Source organism: Streptomyces sp. NPDC012466 (assembly GCF_042955215.1).
In the GTDB taxonomy this organism is placed as follows: domain Bacteria; phylum Actinomycetota; class Actinomycetes; order Streptomycetales; family Streptomycetaceae; genus Streptomyces.
Genome location: NZ_JBIBEQ010000010.1, coordinates 245041 through 260377, shown reverse-complemented (window position 1 = coordinate 260377; position 15337 = coordinate 245041). Strand labels below are relative to the sequence as shown.

At 72.7% G+C, this 15337-nt stretch carries 12 protein-coding genes; 6 read left to right on the top strand and 6 right to left on the bottom strand.

Annotation, left to right across the window (positions count from 1 at the left end):
• Positions 1 to 45: 45 nt before the first annotated feature.
• Complete coding sequence (locus tag ACFY9E_RS32580; RefSeq protein WP_390990122.1) at positions 46 to 2130, bottom strand: YhgE/Pip family protein; 2085 nt, start codon at positions 2128 to 2130, stop codon at positions 46 to 48.
• Entirely contained in the window at positions 2102 to 2884 is a 783-nt protein-coding gene (locus tag ACFY9E_RS32575) for an ATP-binding cassette domain-containing protein (RefSeq protein ID WP_390990120.1), read from the bottom strand. Before ACFY9E_RS32575 ends, ACFY9E_RS32580 begins: the two co-directional genes overlap by 29 nt.
• Positions 2885 to 3052: 168 nt before the next feature.
• Here ACFY9E_RS32575 and ACFY9E_RS32570 point away from each other — a divergent pair, with 168 nt between their 5' ends.
• The 3 genes from ACFY9E_RS32570 (at position 3053) to ACFY9E_RS32560 (ending at position 5571) form a co-directional block, all read left to right on the top strand.
• On the top strand, positions 3053 to 3613 hold the full coding sequence (locus tag ACFY9E_RS32570; protein ID WP_390990117.1) for an SAV_6107 family HEPN domain-containing protein: 561 nt from the start codon (positions 3053 to 3055) through the stop codon (positions 3611 to 3613).
• 473 nt (positions 3614 to 4086) lie between these two features.
• Positions 4087 to 4893 (top strand): methyltransferase, encoded by an 807-nt coding sequence (locus tag ACFY9E_RS32565; RefSeq protein WP_390990115.1) that lies wholly within the window; start codon positions 4087 to 4089, stop codon positions 4891 to 4893.
• A 279-nt stretch (positions 4894 to 5172) separates the two neighbouring features.
• Entirely contained in the window at positions 5173 to 5571 is a 399-nt protein-coding gene (locus ACFY9E_RS32560) for a DUF3040 domain-containing protein (RefSeq protein ID WP_385662190.1), read from the top strand.
• A gap of 195 nt (positions 5572 to 5766) precedes the next feature.
• On the opposite strand, the gene ACFY9E_RS32555 is transcribed toward ACFY9E_RS32560, so the two are convergent.
• From ACFY9E_RS32555 to ACFY9E_RS32540, 4 genes are all read right to left on the bottom strand, one after another.
• Entirely contained in the window at positions 5767 to 8160 is a 2394-nt protein-coding gene (locus tag ACFY9E_RS32555; RefSeq protein WP_390990113.1) for a transglutaminaseTgpA domain-containing protein, read from the bottom strand.
• Complete coding sequence (locus ACFY9E_RS32550; protein WP_390990110.1) at positions 8160 to 9521, bottom strand: DUF58 domain-containing protein; 1362 nt, start codon at positions 9519 to 9521, stop codon at positions 8160 to 8162. The genes ACFY9E_RS32555 and ACFY9E_RS32550 overlap by 1 nt, the downstream gene beginning before the upstream one ends.
• Positions 9521 to 10567: an AAA family ATPase gene (locus ACFY9E_RS32545; RefSeq protein ID WP_390990108.1), complete on the bottom strand. Its 1047-nt coding sequence runs from the start codon at positions 10565 to 10567 to the stop codon at positions 9521 to 9523. The genes ACFY9E_RS32550 and ACFY9E_RS32545 overlap by 1 nt, the downstream gene beginning before the upstream one ends.
• A gap of 302 nt (positions 10568 to 10869) precedes the next feature.
• Positions 10870 to 11421, bottom strand: coding sequence for a carbonic anhydrase (locus ACFY9E_RS32540; protein ID WP_390990106.1), 552 nt, complete (start codon positions 11419 to 11421; stop codon positions 10870 to 10872).
• Between the two features lie 387 nt (positions 11422 to 11808).
• Between ACFY9E_RS32540 and rsmH the strand changes: the two genes are divergently transcribed.
• Genes rsmH through ACFY9E_RS32525 form a run of 3 tightly spaced genes read left to right on the top strand, consistent with a single transcriptional unit; the run spans position 11809 to position 15213 of the window.
• Positions 11809 to 12765 (top strand): 16S rRNA (cytosine(1402)-N(4))-methyltransferase RsmH, encoded by a 957-nt coding sequence (gene rsmH, locus ACFY9E_RS32535; RefSeq protein WP_390990103.1) that lies wholly within the window; start codon positions 11809 to 11811, stop codon positions 12763 to 12765.
• 31 nt (positions 12766 to 12796) lie between these two features.
• Positions 12797 to 13246, top strand: a complete 450-nt coding sequence (locus tag ACFY9E_RS32530) for a hypothetical protein (RefSeq protein WP_390990100.1) — start codon at positions 12797 to 12799, stop codon at positions 13244 to 13246.
• A 5-nt stretch (positions 13247 to 13251) separates the two neighbouring features.
• Entirely contained in the window at positions 13252 to 15213 is a 1962-nt protein-coding gene (locus ACFY9E_RS32525) for a penicillin-binding transpeptidase domain-containing protein (protein ID WP_390990097.1), read from the top strand.
• Positions 15214 to 15337: the final 124 nt, after the last annotated feature.

The following is a 15337-nucleotide window of genomic DNA, read 5'->3' as shown; positions in this document are numbered from 1 at the left end:
CCCTGATTGTCACAGGAACCTTTCCGGGGGGAGTGACGGTGGGGCTCACAGAGTCAGCTCCGGGTGCAGCCGGTCGAGCGTCCACACCTGGCGCCGGCGGGCCGCCACGGCGGTCAGCGCGAGGGCACCGGCGGTGAACGCCGTCAGCACCACGCACGCGTGCCACACCGGTTCGAGTCCGCCGCCCGTGATGAGCCGCCTGAGCGCCTCCACGACGTAGCTCATCGGGAGGAACGGGTGGAGGGCGTTGAAGAACCCGGGGCTGGTCTGCACGGGGTAGGTGCCGCCCGCCGAGGTCAGCTGGAGCATCAGCAGCGCGAGGACGAGGATCCGGCCCGCCGCCCCGAAGCGCGCGTTCAGCCACTGCACGATCGCCGCGAAGCACGCCGTCACCAGGAACAGGAATCCCACCGTCCCGGCCGCGCGCGCCATCTCCAGGCCGACCGCCCAGTGCAGCACCGACATCAGCGCCACCGTCTGCAGCACCCCGATCGCCACCACCGGCAGCCAGCCCGCCAGCGCGATCCGCCACGCCGGGGCGCCGGCCGCCAGCGCCCGCCGGTTCATGGGCGCGATCAGCATGTACGCCACCATCGCGCCGACCCACAGCGACAGCGGGATGAAGTACGGGGCGAAGCCGGTGCCGTAGTTGGGTGCCTTGTGCAGGTCGTGGGAGGCGAGCCGCACGGGGTCGGCCATGACCTCGGTGCGCCGGTCGCGGTCCCGCTCGTCGTAGTCGGGGATCTTCTCCGCCCCGTCGTGCAGGCCGCCGGCGAGCTTGCCGGAGCCGCCGACGAGCTTGTAGATGCCGCCGTTGAGGTCGTCCGCGCCCGTCTTCAGCTTGCCGACGCCCTTGTCCAGGTCGACGGCGCCGGTCTTGGCCGTGCCGAGGCCCTTGTGCAGCTTCTTCGCCCCGGCCGCGACCTTCGCCGCCCCGTCGTTCAGCTTGTTGATCTTCTTGACGGCGTCGGCGAGGTCCTCGGAGAGGTGCGGTGCGCGGTTCGCGAGGGCCTGGGACTGCTTCTGGAGGGTGGCGAGGTTCTTGTCGAGCTTGTCCAGGTCGCCGTCCTGGTCCGCGATCAGCGTGTTGAGGTCGTCCGCGATGGTGGTCACGTCGGCGGCGGCGTCCTTGGCCTTCTTCAGGTCGGAGCAGGCCGCGTCGGGCAGGACGGGATCGTCACAGCGCCGCGCGTAGACGTCGTTCAGCGTGCCGGAGGCCGCGCGGGCGCCCTTGGCCGCGGTCGGGGCCGTCCGCACCAGGGTGTCCAGGTGCTTGCGGATCACCCCGGAGGAGTCGGCGACCAGCTGGGCGCTGTCACCGATGGTCTTCTCGTTGCCCTTGAGGAACGGTCCGACCTTGCCGGCGGTGCCGTTGACCCGGTCGGCGAGCGTCTGCGTGCCCTCCGCGACCCGCTTCGAGCCGTCCTCCAGGTCACCCGCGCCGGTGTGCAGCTTCTTCAGGCCCGTGGAGAGCTTGCCGCTGCCGTCCTTGGCGTCCTTCAGGCCGTCGGCGAGGTCCTTCGAGCCCTTCTCGGCCTTGCCGATGCCGCCCTTGAGCCGGTCGGCCCCCTTCGCCGCCTTCACGGTCTTGCCGTGGATGTCGGAGAACGACACGAATATCTTGTCCAGGAAGGACCGGGACGTCTTCGTGGACGCCGCCTGCCGCACCTCGCCGAAGACCGTCCGGGAGATCTGCCCGACGATGTAGTTGTTCGCGTCGTTCGTGCGCACCTGGAGGGCGCCGGTCTCCGGGGTGTTCCCGGAGCTGGAGGCGATCCGCTCGCTGAAGTCGGCGGGCATGGTGAGCGACAGGTAGTAGCTGCCGTCCTCGACGCCCCTGCGGGCCTCGGCGGCGCTCACCTCCTGCCAGTCGAAGGTCTTGCTGTCGCGCAGGCCCTTCGTGATGTCGTCGCCCGCCGTGATCTTCTTCCCGTCGGCGGTCGCCCCCTTGTCGTCGTTCACGAGCGCCACGGGAATCCGGTCCAGGCGGCCGTACGGGTCCCAGAACGACCACAGGTACAGCGCGCCGTACAGCAGCGGCAGCACCAGCAGGGCCACCAGTGCGGCCCGCGGCAGTTTCCCGCGCCCGAAGCGGCGCAGCTCAAGCGCGGCCAGTTTCGGCGAGCGCATCGGCCTTCCCCTCTCCCTGGTCGGCCTCGTCGCCCTCGGCGACCGGCTCCTCGTGGCTCTGCGTGGTGGAGACCGTGACGGCACCCTCGGGGGCCTCGCTGCACACCGCCACGACCGTCGTCCCGGCGTCGGCCAGGGACCTGAGCAGCGCCCAGACCTCCTGCCGCTCCCCGTCCGAGAGCTTGAGGTCGGTGTCGTCGATGCCCAGCAGCCGCGGCTCGCCGATCAGGGCGAGCGCGACCGACAGCCGCAGCGCCTCCAGGCGCTCCAGATCCCGCACGGCCGTGCGCGGCCCCTTGGGCAGGGCCTCCAGGTGGAGCCCGGCGGCTTCGAGCGCCGCGTCGACGCGCTGCCCGGCCTCGGCCGCCCGCTCGGCGCGGGGGCGCAGCAGTCCGCGCAGTGACGCGCCGAACCGCTGCTGGAGCAGGGCCCGTTCCCGCAGGTGCTCCCCGACGGTCAGCGCCGGGTCGAGGTCGGTGACCCCGGGGACGTGCGCCAGCGCGCTGACGCCCCGCACCGCCGCCATCTGCTTCGGCAGCCTTGCGTCACCGACGGCGGCCGTGCCCTCCGCGACCTTCATCCGCCCCGTCAGCGCGAGCAGCAGGCACGTACGGCCGGACCCCGACGGGCCCTCGACCGCGACGAGCGAACCCGGCCCCGCGTCGACGGAGACGCCGCGGACCGCCCACCCCCGTGGCCCCTTGATCCCGAGGCCGTCGGCGGCGATCCGCACTCCTCCCGTCTGTTCCCCCACGAGTCTCCCCTGAATTTGAACTGACTGGTCAGTGCAAAAACTACTCCGAACCTACGATCGAGGCAAAACAGCAGGTCAGATCGGATTGTCAGTGCCATACCTCACGATGGGTCACATACGGCACTTCGTGACCGGACGTGCCGTCACACAGACGACAGGAGGTTCGTCATGGCCAGCTACCACGCAGCAGCCGCCCGTCGGCGCCGCGCCACCGGCCCTGCCCCCTCACTGACCGGACCGGCGAGCGACGTGCACCCCGTGCTGCGCCGGGCCACGGCCCCGCCCGCCGCCCTCGACCTTCTCGCCCAGGCCCGCGCGAGCCTCGACGAGGCCACCGCCCTGGAAACACCGAACGAGCGCTACGCGACGGCTCACCTCGCCGCCCTGCGCACCGCGGCCGCGGTGCTCGCCGCCCGCGGGCGGCCGGAGACCTCGCCCCGGGCCCGGGCCAAGATCCGGAGCGCCTGGGAAGTGCTCCCCGAGATCGCGCCCGAACTGACCGACTGGAGCGCCCTGTTCGCCTCCGGCGCCCGGCGCCGCGCCCGGGCGGAGGCGGGCATCCAGGGCGCGGCCACCGGCCGGGACGCCGACGACCTGATACGGGACGTGGCGATGTTCCTGCGCCTCGTCGAACGGATGCTCGTCCTCCAGCCGGTCCTCCCACAACCCCGCCCGGACCAGGACCAGCCGGACCCCGGCACGGGGAGGGACATGCCGGACGCGGGCTGACCGGGCAGCGGAGGCGAGGGTCCCGGGCCCACCCGGGTTCCGGCGGTGCCGGGCTCTCGGCCCAGCCGATATCGACGGTGCGGGCTCCGGCGGATCCGGTGTCCGCGGTGCGGGCTCCGGGCCTAGCCGGGTTCCGGTGGTGTGGGCTCTGGCGGATTCGGCATCGGCGGTGCGGGCGGCAGATTCGGTGTCCGCGGTGCGGGCTCCGGCGGATCCGGTGTCCGCGGTGCGAGGCGGACGGATCCGTATCCGTCGTGCGCGCGGGCCGACCCGTTACCGGCGGTCCGGGTGCGCCCGTGGACGCGGCGCACCCGACCCGGGGGCCGTCTCGGCACCGGGTCATCCGGACGCCGCGGCCGAGGCAATAGGGTGGGGGACGCCTGAAGTCTTCCCTCCCCATGACGCGGGGCCGGGGAGACGCCCCGTTCGCGCCGCCGTGCAAGAGGCGGTGCCGCGCCGAGGAGTCAACTGCCGTGTCGGACCCGATGCGCCCCCGCGCCTCACTCCGTACCGCCGTGGTCTGGGAGGTCCTCCAGGACGCCCTGGACCGCCGGGTCAAGGCCACGGGTCGTGAGTCGCTGGACGTCCTCGACACCGGAGGCGGCAGCGGCAACTTCGCGGTGCCCGTCGCCCGCCTCGGCCACCGGGTCACCGTCGTCGACCCCAGCCCCAATGCGCTGTTCGCCCTGGAGCGCCGCGCCGCCGAGGCCGGCGTCGCCGACCGGGTCAAGGGCGTTCAGGGCGACGCCCACGGCCTCTTCGACGTGGCCGAGCGCGGCGGCTACGACGCGGTGCTGTGCCACGGCGTCCTGGAGTACGTGGACGACCCGGCCGAGGGCGTCCGCAACGCGGTCGCGGCCCTGCGCCCGGAGGGCGTCCTCAGCCTGCTCGCCGCCGGTCTCGGCGGTGCCGTACTGGCCCGGGCCCTGGCCGGGCACTTCAAGGAGGCCCGGCAGGCGCTCGACGACCCGAACGGACGATGGGGCACGGGTGACCCCGTGCCGCGCCGCTTCACCGCCGAGCAGCTCACCGGACTGGTCGAGGGCGCGGGCCTGCGCGTCGGGGCCGTGCACGGGGTGCGGGTCTTCGCCGACCTCGTGCCCGGAGTTCTCGTGGACACCGAGCCCGGGGCCCTGGAAGCGCTGCTGAAACTGGAGGAGGCCGCGGCCGAGCTCCCCGCCTTCCACTCGGTGGCCACACAGCTGCATGTGCTGGGTGAGACCACCGGGGCTGCCGAGAGCGATGGGGCCGGCGAGACCGATGGGGCGGCCGAGGCCTGAGCCACTTCGTGAGGCACCGCCGCTGATCAGCGGCTTGGCTGCGCATGGAGTACGCCACAGGCCCCCCGAATGGGGGCGGCGCGCCGTATGATCGAGGGAGACCGTTCCGGCATGACGGGTCGGCCGCCGGGGAATGGAAGCCTCAGCGAGTCGGGACGCCCATGGCGGGTTCCGGTTGGTCAATTGGCGCAGAGGGGCGGGTTTCACGGGGGCGATTCCCTGCCTATCCTGAAGAGACCCCCCGGGTCGCCCCGGCGACTGCACGATGAGGAGGACTCCGTGCCGCTCTCGGAGCACGAGCAGCGCATGCTCGAGCAGATGGAGCGAGCGCTGTACGCCGAAGATCCCAAGTTCGCGACAGCGCTTGAGGGAAGCGGGCTGCGCACGTACACCCGGCGACGGGTCTACCAGGCGGTCGCGGGCTTCCTCGTAGGTATCGCGCTCCTCATGGCCGGAATGGTCGCCAAGCAGGTCTGGCTCAGTGTCGTGGGCTTCCTCGTCATGCTGGGTTGTGCGGTGCTGGCCGTGACCGGCTGGCGCAAGGCCCCCAAGCCGGGCGAACAGGCGGCCGGTGCCGCCGGACCCCACGCCCGCCGGCAGGGTCGGCAGCGCCGCTCCGTGATGGACCGCATCGAGCAGCGCTGGCAGAAGCGCCGCGACGAGCAGGGCGGCCATTAGCCCTCCGCGCAGCCTCTCCAGGCCTACGTGAAGACGTACGTCAGGGGGTGACCACCGACTCGGTGGTCACCCCCTGACGCATGCGCGTGCCCGTGCGAGGTGTGCGCAGAAGGCGCCGCACCGCCGGCCGGCTCCGGACACGGCAAGGCCGGCCGGTGCACCGCACCGGCCGGCCCGAGCCGCTCCAGCCTCTCCTCAGCCCTGCTGGCCCGACGCCTTTCGCCACGTCGGCCGCAGCGCCACGGCGCGTTCCCGGACCCTCGTCCACCAGGCCGACGCCGCCCACACCACACGAACGGTGGAGCGGGGGGCCAGCAGCGCGCGGGCCCTGGCCGGGCGCCCGGCGGCCGCGCCGAGACCCGCCGCCACCCGGTGGACGTCGTCCGTGAGGCCCGCCGTCGGACGGGGGTGGGGTGCGTACAGGACCTGCTCCACCGCGTTCGCCACCCGGTGCACCGAGGCCGCGGCCGTCGCGTCGAGGTCGCCCAGCCGGACGATACGGGCGGCCGCCTTGCGCGGTGTCCGGGACTCGTCCGGCGTGATGCCGAAGTCCCACGCCGTGTCGGTCAGCTCCTGCCAGGCGGCCAGCGTGTGCAGCGCCGCGTCCGCCTCACTGCGGCCGTGCGCCCCCAGTCGTGCCCTGCGCGTCCGCAGCCGCCACAGCATCGGCGCCAGGGGGAGCGCCAGGACGGCGAGACCGGCGAGGACCCACAGCACGAAGGCGTACCACTTCGGGCCGTCGTCGTCCGTGGGCAGCGCCGCCTGCGGCGACTCGCTCGCGCAGCCGCCGTCCAGCTTCTTCTGCTCCGGCGTGCAGGTCTCGCTCGCCGAGGGCGTCGCGGACGGCGCGGCGGACGCCGACCGGGAGGGACGCACCTCGTCCGGCACCGAACTGTCCGGGCTGTCCGGCACGGTGTATGCGGGGATCGAGCCGCGGGAGGGCGTGGGCTCGAAACGAGTCCAGCCCACGCCCTCGAAGTACAGCTCGGGCCAGGCGTGCGCGTCCCGCAGCCCCACCGACACCGAACCGTCCGCCTGCGGGGAACCGGGCGCGAAGCCCACCGCGACCCGGGCCGGTATGCCCAGGGAGCGGGCCATCGCCGCCATCGCGAAGGAGAAGTGCACGCAAAAGCCCTGCTTGTCCTTCAGGAAGCGGGCGATCGCCTGCGAGCCGCTGCCGACCTGCACCTGCGTGTCGTACTCGAAGCCGCCCGTCACGGCGAACCAGTCCTGCAACTTGACCGCCTGGCCGTACGGGTCGGCGGCCCCCGCGGTGACCTGGCGGGCGGTGCGGCCGACCACCGACGGCAGTGAGTCGGGCAGCTCGGTGAAGTCACGCTCGATGTCCGCGGGCGGTGGCCCCGCCGAGGCCAGCTGCTCCGCCGTCGGCTTCACGTCCAGGCTCGTGACCTGGTACGTCAGGCCCCGCGTGTTCTGCCCGTGATCGCCGACCAGGGTCATGCCCAGCGGCTCGTACCGCCAGTTGCCGCTGATGCGCACGTCGCTCGGCGGGTAGGGCATGGGCAGCCAGTCCTGGGCGTACCAGTCGGCCGCGCTGATCGTGGTGTCGACCTCGGTGCGCTTGACGTCCGGGCTGAGGCCGACCGGGTCCGGGAAGGTGCCGTCGGGCACGGCGGTGATGGACCGCCGGGACGGCTTCCACGTGGTGCCGTCGAAGTCGTCCAGGGACACGATCCGCAGATACAGGTCCGAGACGTCTTCCATCCCGGTCCGCACGGACAGCACCTGCTGGTCCTCGTCCGCGTTCAGGCTGTCCCGCAGCGACACCAGCGGGTTCACGGCGGAGATCGTGCCCCCGCCGCCGGGACCACCGCCCGCGCCCGCTCCCACGGAGTCCAGCAGGCCGCCGTTCATCGCGGGCAGGCCCAGCGGCACCACCAGGGCGATGCCCAGCGCGACCACACCGATGCGCCGGCCGGTGCGGACCGGGGCGACGGCGCCGCTCGGTTCCCCGCCGGCCGTGCGCGGAGCACCGCCGAAGACCCGGCCCCACTGGGAGAGCCGGTCCCGGCCCTCGGCCAGGAGCAGCATCAGATAGCCGGCCGCCGCCACCAGGAACCACAGCCAGTCCGTACCCCCGTCGGACAGCCCCGCGGCCACGGAGTACAGCGCGAGCAGGGGCAGCCCGGCCGGGGCGGCGCTGCGGAAGGTCACCGCGAGGACGTCCACCAGCAGGCCGATGATCAGGACCCCGCCTATGAGCATCAACCGGATGCCGTCGGACTCCAGGGGTGCCGGGATCGCGTACCGCGCGATGTCGTCCCCGCCCTGCTGGAGCAGGTGCGCGAAGCGGTCGACGGCCTGCGGTCCCGGGATCAGCCCGGCCAGGGCCTGGCCACGGGCGAAGACGAAGGTCAGCAGCATCACGGTGACCACGGCCTGCGCCGCCACCGTCAGCGGCCGGGGCAGCGGCACCCTGCGGCCGAGGGCGCCCACGCCCGACTGCAGAGCCAGCAGGAAGGCCGCCTGCACGATCCACGTGGCCGGCTGGACCAGGGGCAGCAGGGCACACGCGGCCATCAGCGTGGCCGCCCACGCCCCCAGCGTCAGTCGAACCCGCCCGCTCATCACGGTCCCTCCCCGCCGCTCGCGGCGGCCAAGCCCCTGCGCTCCCGGTCCGCCTGGCGCCACAACTCGTCCACGGAGGCGCCCCGCGGCACGCGCAGGGCCGTCCACCCTGCCTCGCGCAGCATGCGCAGCCGGTCGCCGCTCCTGTCCGACGGGCCGGGCACGTCGCCCGGTTCCCGCATCCAGGTGTCGCTGTCCAGCACGAAGGCGACCGCGCCCGGACTGCGCTGCCGCATCCGGCCCAGTACGGCCGCCTGTGCCTCGTCCAGGTCGCCGAGGAAGGCCACGAGGAGTCCCTCGTTCCCGCCGCGCAGGACGTCGTAGGCCCGGGACAGGCCCGCGCCGTCGGAGTGGTCGATCACGGCGAGGGTGTCCATCATCAGGCCGGCCGCGTCGGCCGACTCCTGGCTCGCGCCTGCGAAGCCGTCCCCACCCTCGCCGGGCACGGCGTTTCCGGTGTCCGTCAGCAGCCGTACCGAGTAGCCGCGTTCGAGCATGTGCACCAGCACGGACGCGGCACCCGACACGGCCCACTCGAAGGCCGAGTCCGGACCCGCGCCCCGGTAGGCGATCCCCCGGGTGTCCAGCAGCACCGTGCAACGGGCGCGCTGGGGCTGCTCCTCGCGACGCACCATCAGCTCGCCGTAGCGGGCGGTGGAGCGCCAGTGCACCCGGCGCAGATCGTCGCCGTAGCGGTAGCCGCGCGGAATCACGTCGTCCTCGCCGGCCAGCGCGAGCGAACGCTGCCGCCCGTCGCCGTACCCCATCGCCTCGCCGCTGAGGCGCACCGGCGCCAGCGGCTCCACCCGCGGGATGACCGTGAGGGTGTCGTGCGCCGAGAAGGAGCGGGTCAGCTCGCACATGCCGAACGGGTCGGTCAGGCGCAGCTGGAGCGGGCCCAGCGGGTAACGGCCGCGCAGGTCCGAGCGCACCCGGTAGGACACCTCGCGCCGGCCGCCCGCCTCCACCCGGTCGAGCACGAAACGGGGCCGGGGGCCGAGCACGTACGGCACCCGGTCCTGGAGCATCAGCAGGCCCGTGGGCAGCCGCGAGACGTTGTCCATCCGCAGGTGGACCCGGGCCTCGCTGCCGGCGGGCACGCGCGCGGGGGAGAGCCGGCGGCTGCCCGCGACCCGGTAGCGCGTGCGGTACAGCACCGCCGCGCACACCAGCGGCAGCACCGCCAGCAGCAGACCCACGCGCAGCAGGTCGCTCTGCCCGAGCACGTACGAGCAGATCGCGGCCGCGACACCGGCGGCCAGGAAGGAGCGTCCGCGGGTGGTCAGACCGGCCAGGGCCGTGCGGATGCCGCCCTTCTCGCCCCGGTCGGCTTCCGCTTGCCCCGTCCCCGCGGTGGTCATCACAGCCTCCGCGGCGGCTGCTGGGGATACGCCGGCGCCGGACGGCCGAGGCCACCGAAGCCGCTCTGCTGCTGCGGCGGCGCCGCCGCCGGTACGGGCGTGCGCTGCAGGATCTCCTCGACGACCTGCTCGGCGGTGCGCCGGTTGAGCTGGGCCTGGGCGGTGGGCAGCAGGCGGTGGGCCAGGACGGCGACGGCCAGGGCCTGCACGTCGTCCGGCAGTGCGTACTCCCGGCCGCTGAGGGCGGCGGACGCCTTCGCCGCGCGCAGCAGGTGCAGTGTCGCGCGCGGGGAGGCGCCCAGTCTCAGGTCGGGGTGCGAGCGCGTGGCGCCGACCAGGTCGACCGCGTAACGCCGCACCGGCTCGGCGACGTGCACGCCGCGCACCACCTCGATCAGCTTCAGGATCTCGTGCGCGTGGGCCACCGGCTGGAGGTCCTCCAGCGGCGAGACGCCGCCGTGGATGTCCAGCATCTGCAGCTCGGCCTCCGCGCTCGGGTAGCCCACCGAAACCCGGGCCATGAAGCGGTCGCGCTGGGCCTCCGGCAGCGGGTAGGTGCCCTCCATCTCGACCGGGTTCTGCGTCGCCACCACCATGAAGGGGCTGGGCAGCTCGTAGGTCTTGCCGTCGATGGTGACCTGGCGCTCCTCCATCGACTCCAGGAGCGCGGACTGCGTCTTCGGCGAGGCGCGGTTGATCTCGTCGCCGATCACCACCTGCGCGAAGATCGCGCCCGGCTTGAACTCGAAGTCGCGGCGCTGCTGGTCCCAGATGGACACACCGGTGATGTCCGACGGCAGCAGGTCCGGCGTGAACTGGATGCGCCGCACCGAGCAGTCGATGGACCGCGCCAGCGCCTTGGCCAGCATCGTCTTGCCGACTCCCGGGACGTCCTCGATCAGCAGATGTCCCTCGGCCAGCAGTACGGTCAGCGAGAGCCGTACGACCTCGGGCTTGCCCTCGATCACGCCTTCCACCGACTCCCGCACGCGCTCCACCACGGCGGTCAGATCAGTGAGGCTCGCTCGATCGTCATAGGTCGTCACCCGGCCCTCCTCGGCCTTTCCCGCGCTCCCTGGGAGCGCGGGATACCCCATTTTCCGGGCCGACGCCGCATGACGCGGGCGGCCCACCCCGAACCACGGACACCACGCGTGAAAAGTTCCGCGCGACGCCACTCCCCGCATTCTTGCTGCCGTTACCGATTCGTGTCACTCGACTGTGGACAACTGGCCGCGATATGTCGGTCTTACAGCCATTCGAACATGTGACTGACAGGCTTTCGACAGCTACAGCAGGTGGTCCTCCGGGGCGGGCGGCCCCTCGCGCCCAGGTCAGCGGACCGGAATCAGGCGACCGGGTCGACCTCCCGCAACAGGCCGGTCTTCACGTCGAACACGAATCCGCGCACGTCGTCGGTGTGCGGCACGAACGGCGAGGTGCGCACGCGCTGCATCGACTGCCGCACGTCCTGGTCGACGTCCCGGAAGGACTCCACGGCCCACGCCGGGCGCTGGCCGACCTCGGCCTCCAGCTCGTTGCGGAAGTCCTCGGTGAGGCTCTCCAGGCCGCAGCCGGTGTGGTGGATGAGCACCACGCTGCGGGTGCCGAGCTTGCGCTGGCTGATGGTGAGGGAGCGGATCACGTCGTCGGTGACGACGCCGCCCGCGTTGCGGATCGTGTGGCAGTCACCCAGCTCCAGGCCGAGCGCCGCGTGCAGGTCGAGACGGGCGTCCATGCAGGCCACGACGGCGACGTGCAGCACGGGCCGGGCGTCCATCCCCGGGTCGGTGAAGGCGTCCGCGTACCGGGCGTTGGCCTCCACGAGACGGTCGGTGACCGTGCCGCCGGCCTTTATGGCGCTCTCCGAACCTGTGGGAACCGATGCAGAAGTCGTCATAGCTATGACGTTACTGGTCACACCCCGTCCAGGCCTCCTGTGGAAGTGAACAAAGAATGCCGTCGAGTGAGGTATGTGAGGTAACCCACAAGGGTGCTGCCCCGGTCCCCGCGCGAACGGCGGCGACGCGCAGGCCGGTTGATTGACCGGGCGACAGGGTGGACTAAAGTGACGCGAAGCGGGAGGCGAGACTCTCCCCGCTGGACTGATGTTCTTCACAGGATCCCGGCGACGCCCGGTGATCTCCCCGCGTGCGCGGCGCGTACGTACGGCTCGGCCTCCTCCCGCTCCCGGTCGGCTGACGCTTCCGGCGCCGGCGGGCCTCATGTTCACCAGCGGGCGGGGACCCGGCGGTGCGGACGGCCGCGCCGGATCTGAGAGGGCCCCTTGAGCGAGAGTCGACACGTCCCGGTGATGCTCCAGCGGTGCCTGGACCTGCTGGCACCCGCCCTGGAAGGCCCGGACGCCGTGGTCGTCGACTGCACCCTCGGCCTCGGCGGCCACAGCCAGGCGCTCCTCGAGCGCTTCCCCGGCGTCCGGCTCGTCGCACTCGACCGCGACAAGGAGGCCCTGCGGCTGTCCGGCGAGCGCCTCGCCCCTCACGGCGAGCGCGCGACCCTCGTCCACGCCGTCTACGACGAGCTCCCCGAGGTGCTCGACAGGCTCGGCATCGCGCGCGTGCAGGGCATCCTGTTCGACCTCGGCGTCTCCTCCATGCAACTCGACGAGGCCGACCGCGGCTTCGCCTACGCCCAGGACGCCCCGCTCGACATGCGCATGGACCAGACGACCGGCGTCAGCGCCGCCGAGGTCCTCAACACCTACCCGCCGGGCGAACTCGTCCGCATCCTCCGGGCGTACGGCGAGGAGAACCAGGCCAAGCGGATCGTGAGCGCGATCGTGCGCGAGCGGGAGAAGGAGCCGTTCAGCAACAGCGCCCGGCTGGTCGAGCTGATCCGCGACGCCCTGCCGCAGGCCGCCAAGCGCACCGGCGGCAACCCGGCCAAGCGCACCTTCCAGGCCCTGCGCATCGAGGTCAACGGCGAGCTCTCCGTGCTGGAGCGCGCGATCCCCGCCGCCGTGAAGACACTCGACGTGGGCGGGCGGATCGCGGTCCTGTCGTACCACTCGCTGGAGGACCGGCTGGTCAAGCAGGTCTTCGCGGCGGGCGCGGCCACCACCGCACCGCCCGGGCTGCCCGTCGTCCCCGAGCGCTACCAGCCGCGGCTCAAGCTGCTCACGCGTGGTGCCGAACTCCCCACGGAAGAGGAGATCGCCGAGAACCGGCGGGCGGCACCGGCGCGGCTGCGCGGGGCCCAGCGCATCAGGGAGGACGTCGAGTGAGGCGTGTGCAGGCCGGACCGAGGGAGCGTGCGTGAGCGGCAAACCCGAACTGAAGGGGAGGGCGGCCCGCCTCGCGCGGCTCCTCCCGACCGGCCCCGGGCAGGCGGCCCGCACGCCCTTCGTCCTCCTGGTCGTCCTCCTGCTCGGCGGCGGTCTCATCTGCCTCCTGGTGCTGAACTCGGCCCTCAGCGAGGGCGCGTTCAGACTCGACGACCTCCAGCGCGGGACCAAGAACCTCACCGACGAGGAGCAGGCCCTCCAGCGGGACATCGACGCCTACTCCGCTCCCGACGCCCTCCAGCGTCGCGCCCGTGAGCTCGGCATGGTGCCCGGGGGCGATCCCGCCTTCCTCGCTCCCGACGGCACCGTCAAGGGCGTCCCCGGCGCCGCCACCGGCGCCGGGCAGACCTCCGCGTACACGCCCCTGGTCCTCGCCCCCGAGGCCATGACCGACGGCCCTACCCCGACCCCCGGCAGGTGACGGAAGTGTCCGACAGGGAACCGCCGCGTCGCCGCGTGCCCGCCCCCGCCAGGCCCGCTCGCCCCGACGCCCGGCGCCGTCCCGGCCCCGGTGCCCGTCCGGCCCGGCGGCCGGGGCAGGGCCGCCCTGCGGCGCCGCCCAAGCCGCTGAGGCTCGGCAGCCCCCGCCCCCGCCTGCGCCTGGTCGGACTCGCACTGACCCTGGTCCTGACCGCCTTCGTCGTACGGCTGTTCCAGGTGCAGGCCGTCGACGCGAGCACGTACGCCGCCAAGGCCGAGCAGAACCGCTACGTCGGGCAGATCCTCGCCGCGGACCGGGGCGAGATCACCGACCGGTCCGGAGTGGCCCTCGCGACCAGCGAGGACGCCTACGACATCACCGCCGACCCCACGATGTTCGCCCCCGGCCAGCTGAAGATCGCCGACGGGCCCGAACAGGCGGCGGCACTCCTCGCGCCCATCCTCGGCCAGGAGCAGGACGCCCTGGTCCAGAAGCTGCGGCCGAAGAACCCGGCCCTCCGCTACGTCAAACTGGCCTCCCGCCAGACCCCGCAGGTCTGGAAGCAGATCAAGGACCTCAAGTCGGCGCTCGCCAAGAAGGCGGAGACGGACAAGTCCACGCACAACGTCCTCTCGGGCGTCTTCTCCGTCGCCACCAGCAAGCGTGTGTACCCCAACGGCGACCTCGCCGCCGGGATACTGGGCTGGGTGAACGCCGAGGGCAAGCCCGGCGGCGGCATCGAGCTGCAGTTGAACAAGCAGCTCGCCGGCAAGGACGGCAAGATCCGCTACGCCCAGTCCGGCGGCCGCCTCGTGCCCACCGCGGGCTCCACCGAGACACCCGCCGTCCCGGGCAGCGACGTCGAGCTCACCATCGACCGCGACATCCAGTGGGCCGCCCAGAACGCCATCAGCGACCAGGTGAAGGAGTCCGCGGCCGACCGCGGCTACGTCATCGTCCAGGACACGCGCACCGGGCAGATCCTCGCCATGGCCAACTCGCCCGGCTTCGACCCGAACGACCTGTCCGACGCCGACCCGGCCGCCCTCGGCAACGCCGCCCTCCAGGACGCCTTCGAGCCCGGCTCCACCGCCAAGGTCATGTCGATGGCGGCCGTCCTCCAGGAGAACGCGGCCACACCGGGAACCCACGTGGTGGTGCCCAACCGGCTGCACCGCGGCGACCGGCTCTTCAAGGACGACATCGACCACCCGACCTGGTACCTGACCCTGAACGGCGTGCTCGCCAAGTCCAGCAACATCGGCACCATCCTCGCCACCGGCCAGCTCGGCAGGACCCAGGCCCAGGCCAACAAGGTCCTCTACGACTACCTGCGCGAGTTCGGCCTCGGCAGCTACACGGGGCTCGGCTTCCCCGGCGAGACCAAGGGCATCCTCGCCCCGCCCGACAAGTGGTCCACCTCGCAGCAGTACACGATCCCTTTCGGCCAGGGCGTCTCCATCAACGCCATGCAGGCGGCCTCCGTGTACTCGACCATCGCCAACGGCGGCGTCCGCGTCGAACCCACCCTCGTGCGCGGCACCAAGGGCCCCGACGGGCACTTCACCCCCGCCCCGAAGCCCGCGAAGAACCGGGTCGTCAGCGCCAAGACGGCGAAGACCCTCGCCCGGATGCTGGAGTCCGTCGTGGACGACGAGGAGGGCACCGGCACCAAGGCGCGCATCCCCGGGTACCGCGTCGCGGGCAAGACGGGTACCGCCAACCGCGTGGATCCGGCCACCGGCAAGTACCACGGCTACACCTCGTCGTTCGCCGGGTTCGCGCCCGCCGACAAGCCCCGCATCACCGTCTACTGCGCCATCCAGAACGCCACCCAGGGCAGCTACTTCGGCGGTCAGATCTGCGGACCCGTCTACAAGAAGGTCATGGAGTTCGCACTGAAGTCCCTCCAGGTCCCGCCGACCGGCGCCAAGCCCGCGAAGCTGCCCGTCTCCTTCAAGCAGTGACCAGCGCCGCCACACCCTGATCAGACCCAGCCCCACCGAGCCACCAGGACCCCCTCCGTGACAACGATCACCCCCGAGCCCGGGAACCAGGGCAGCCCCAGCCCCTCACTTCGCCCGGAGGCGG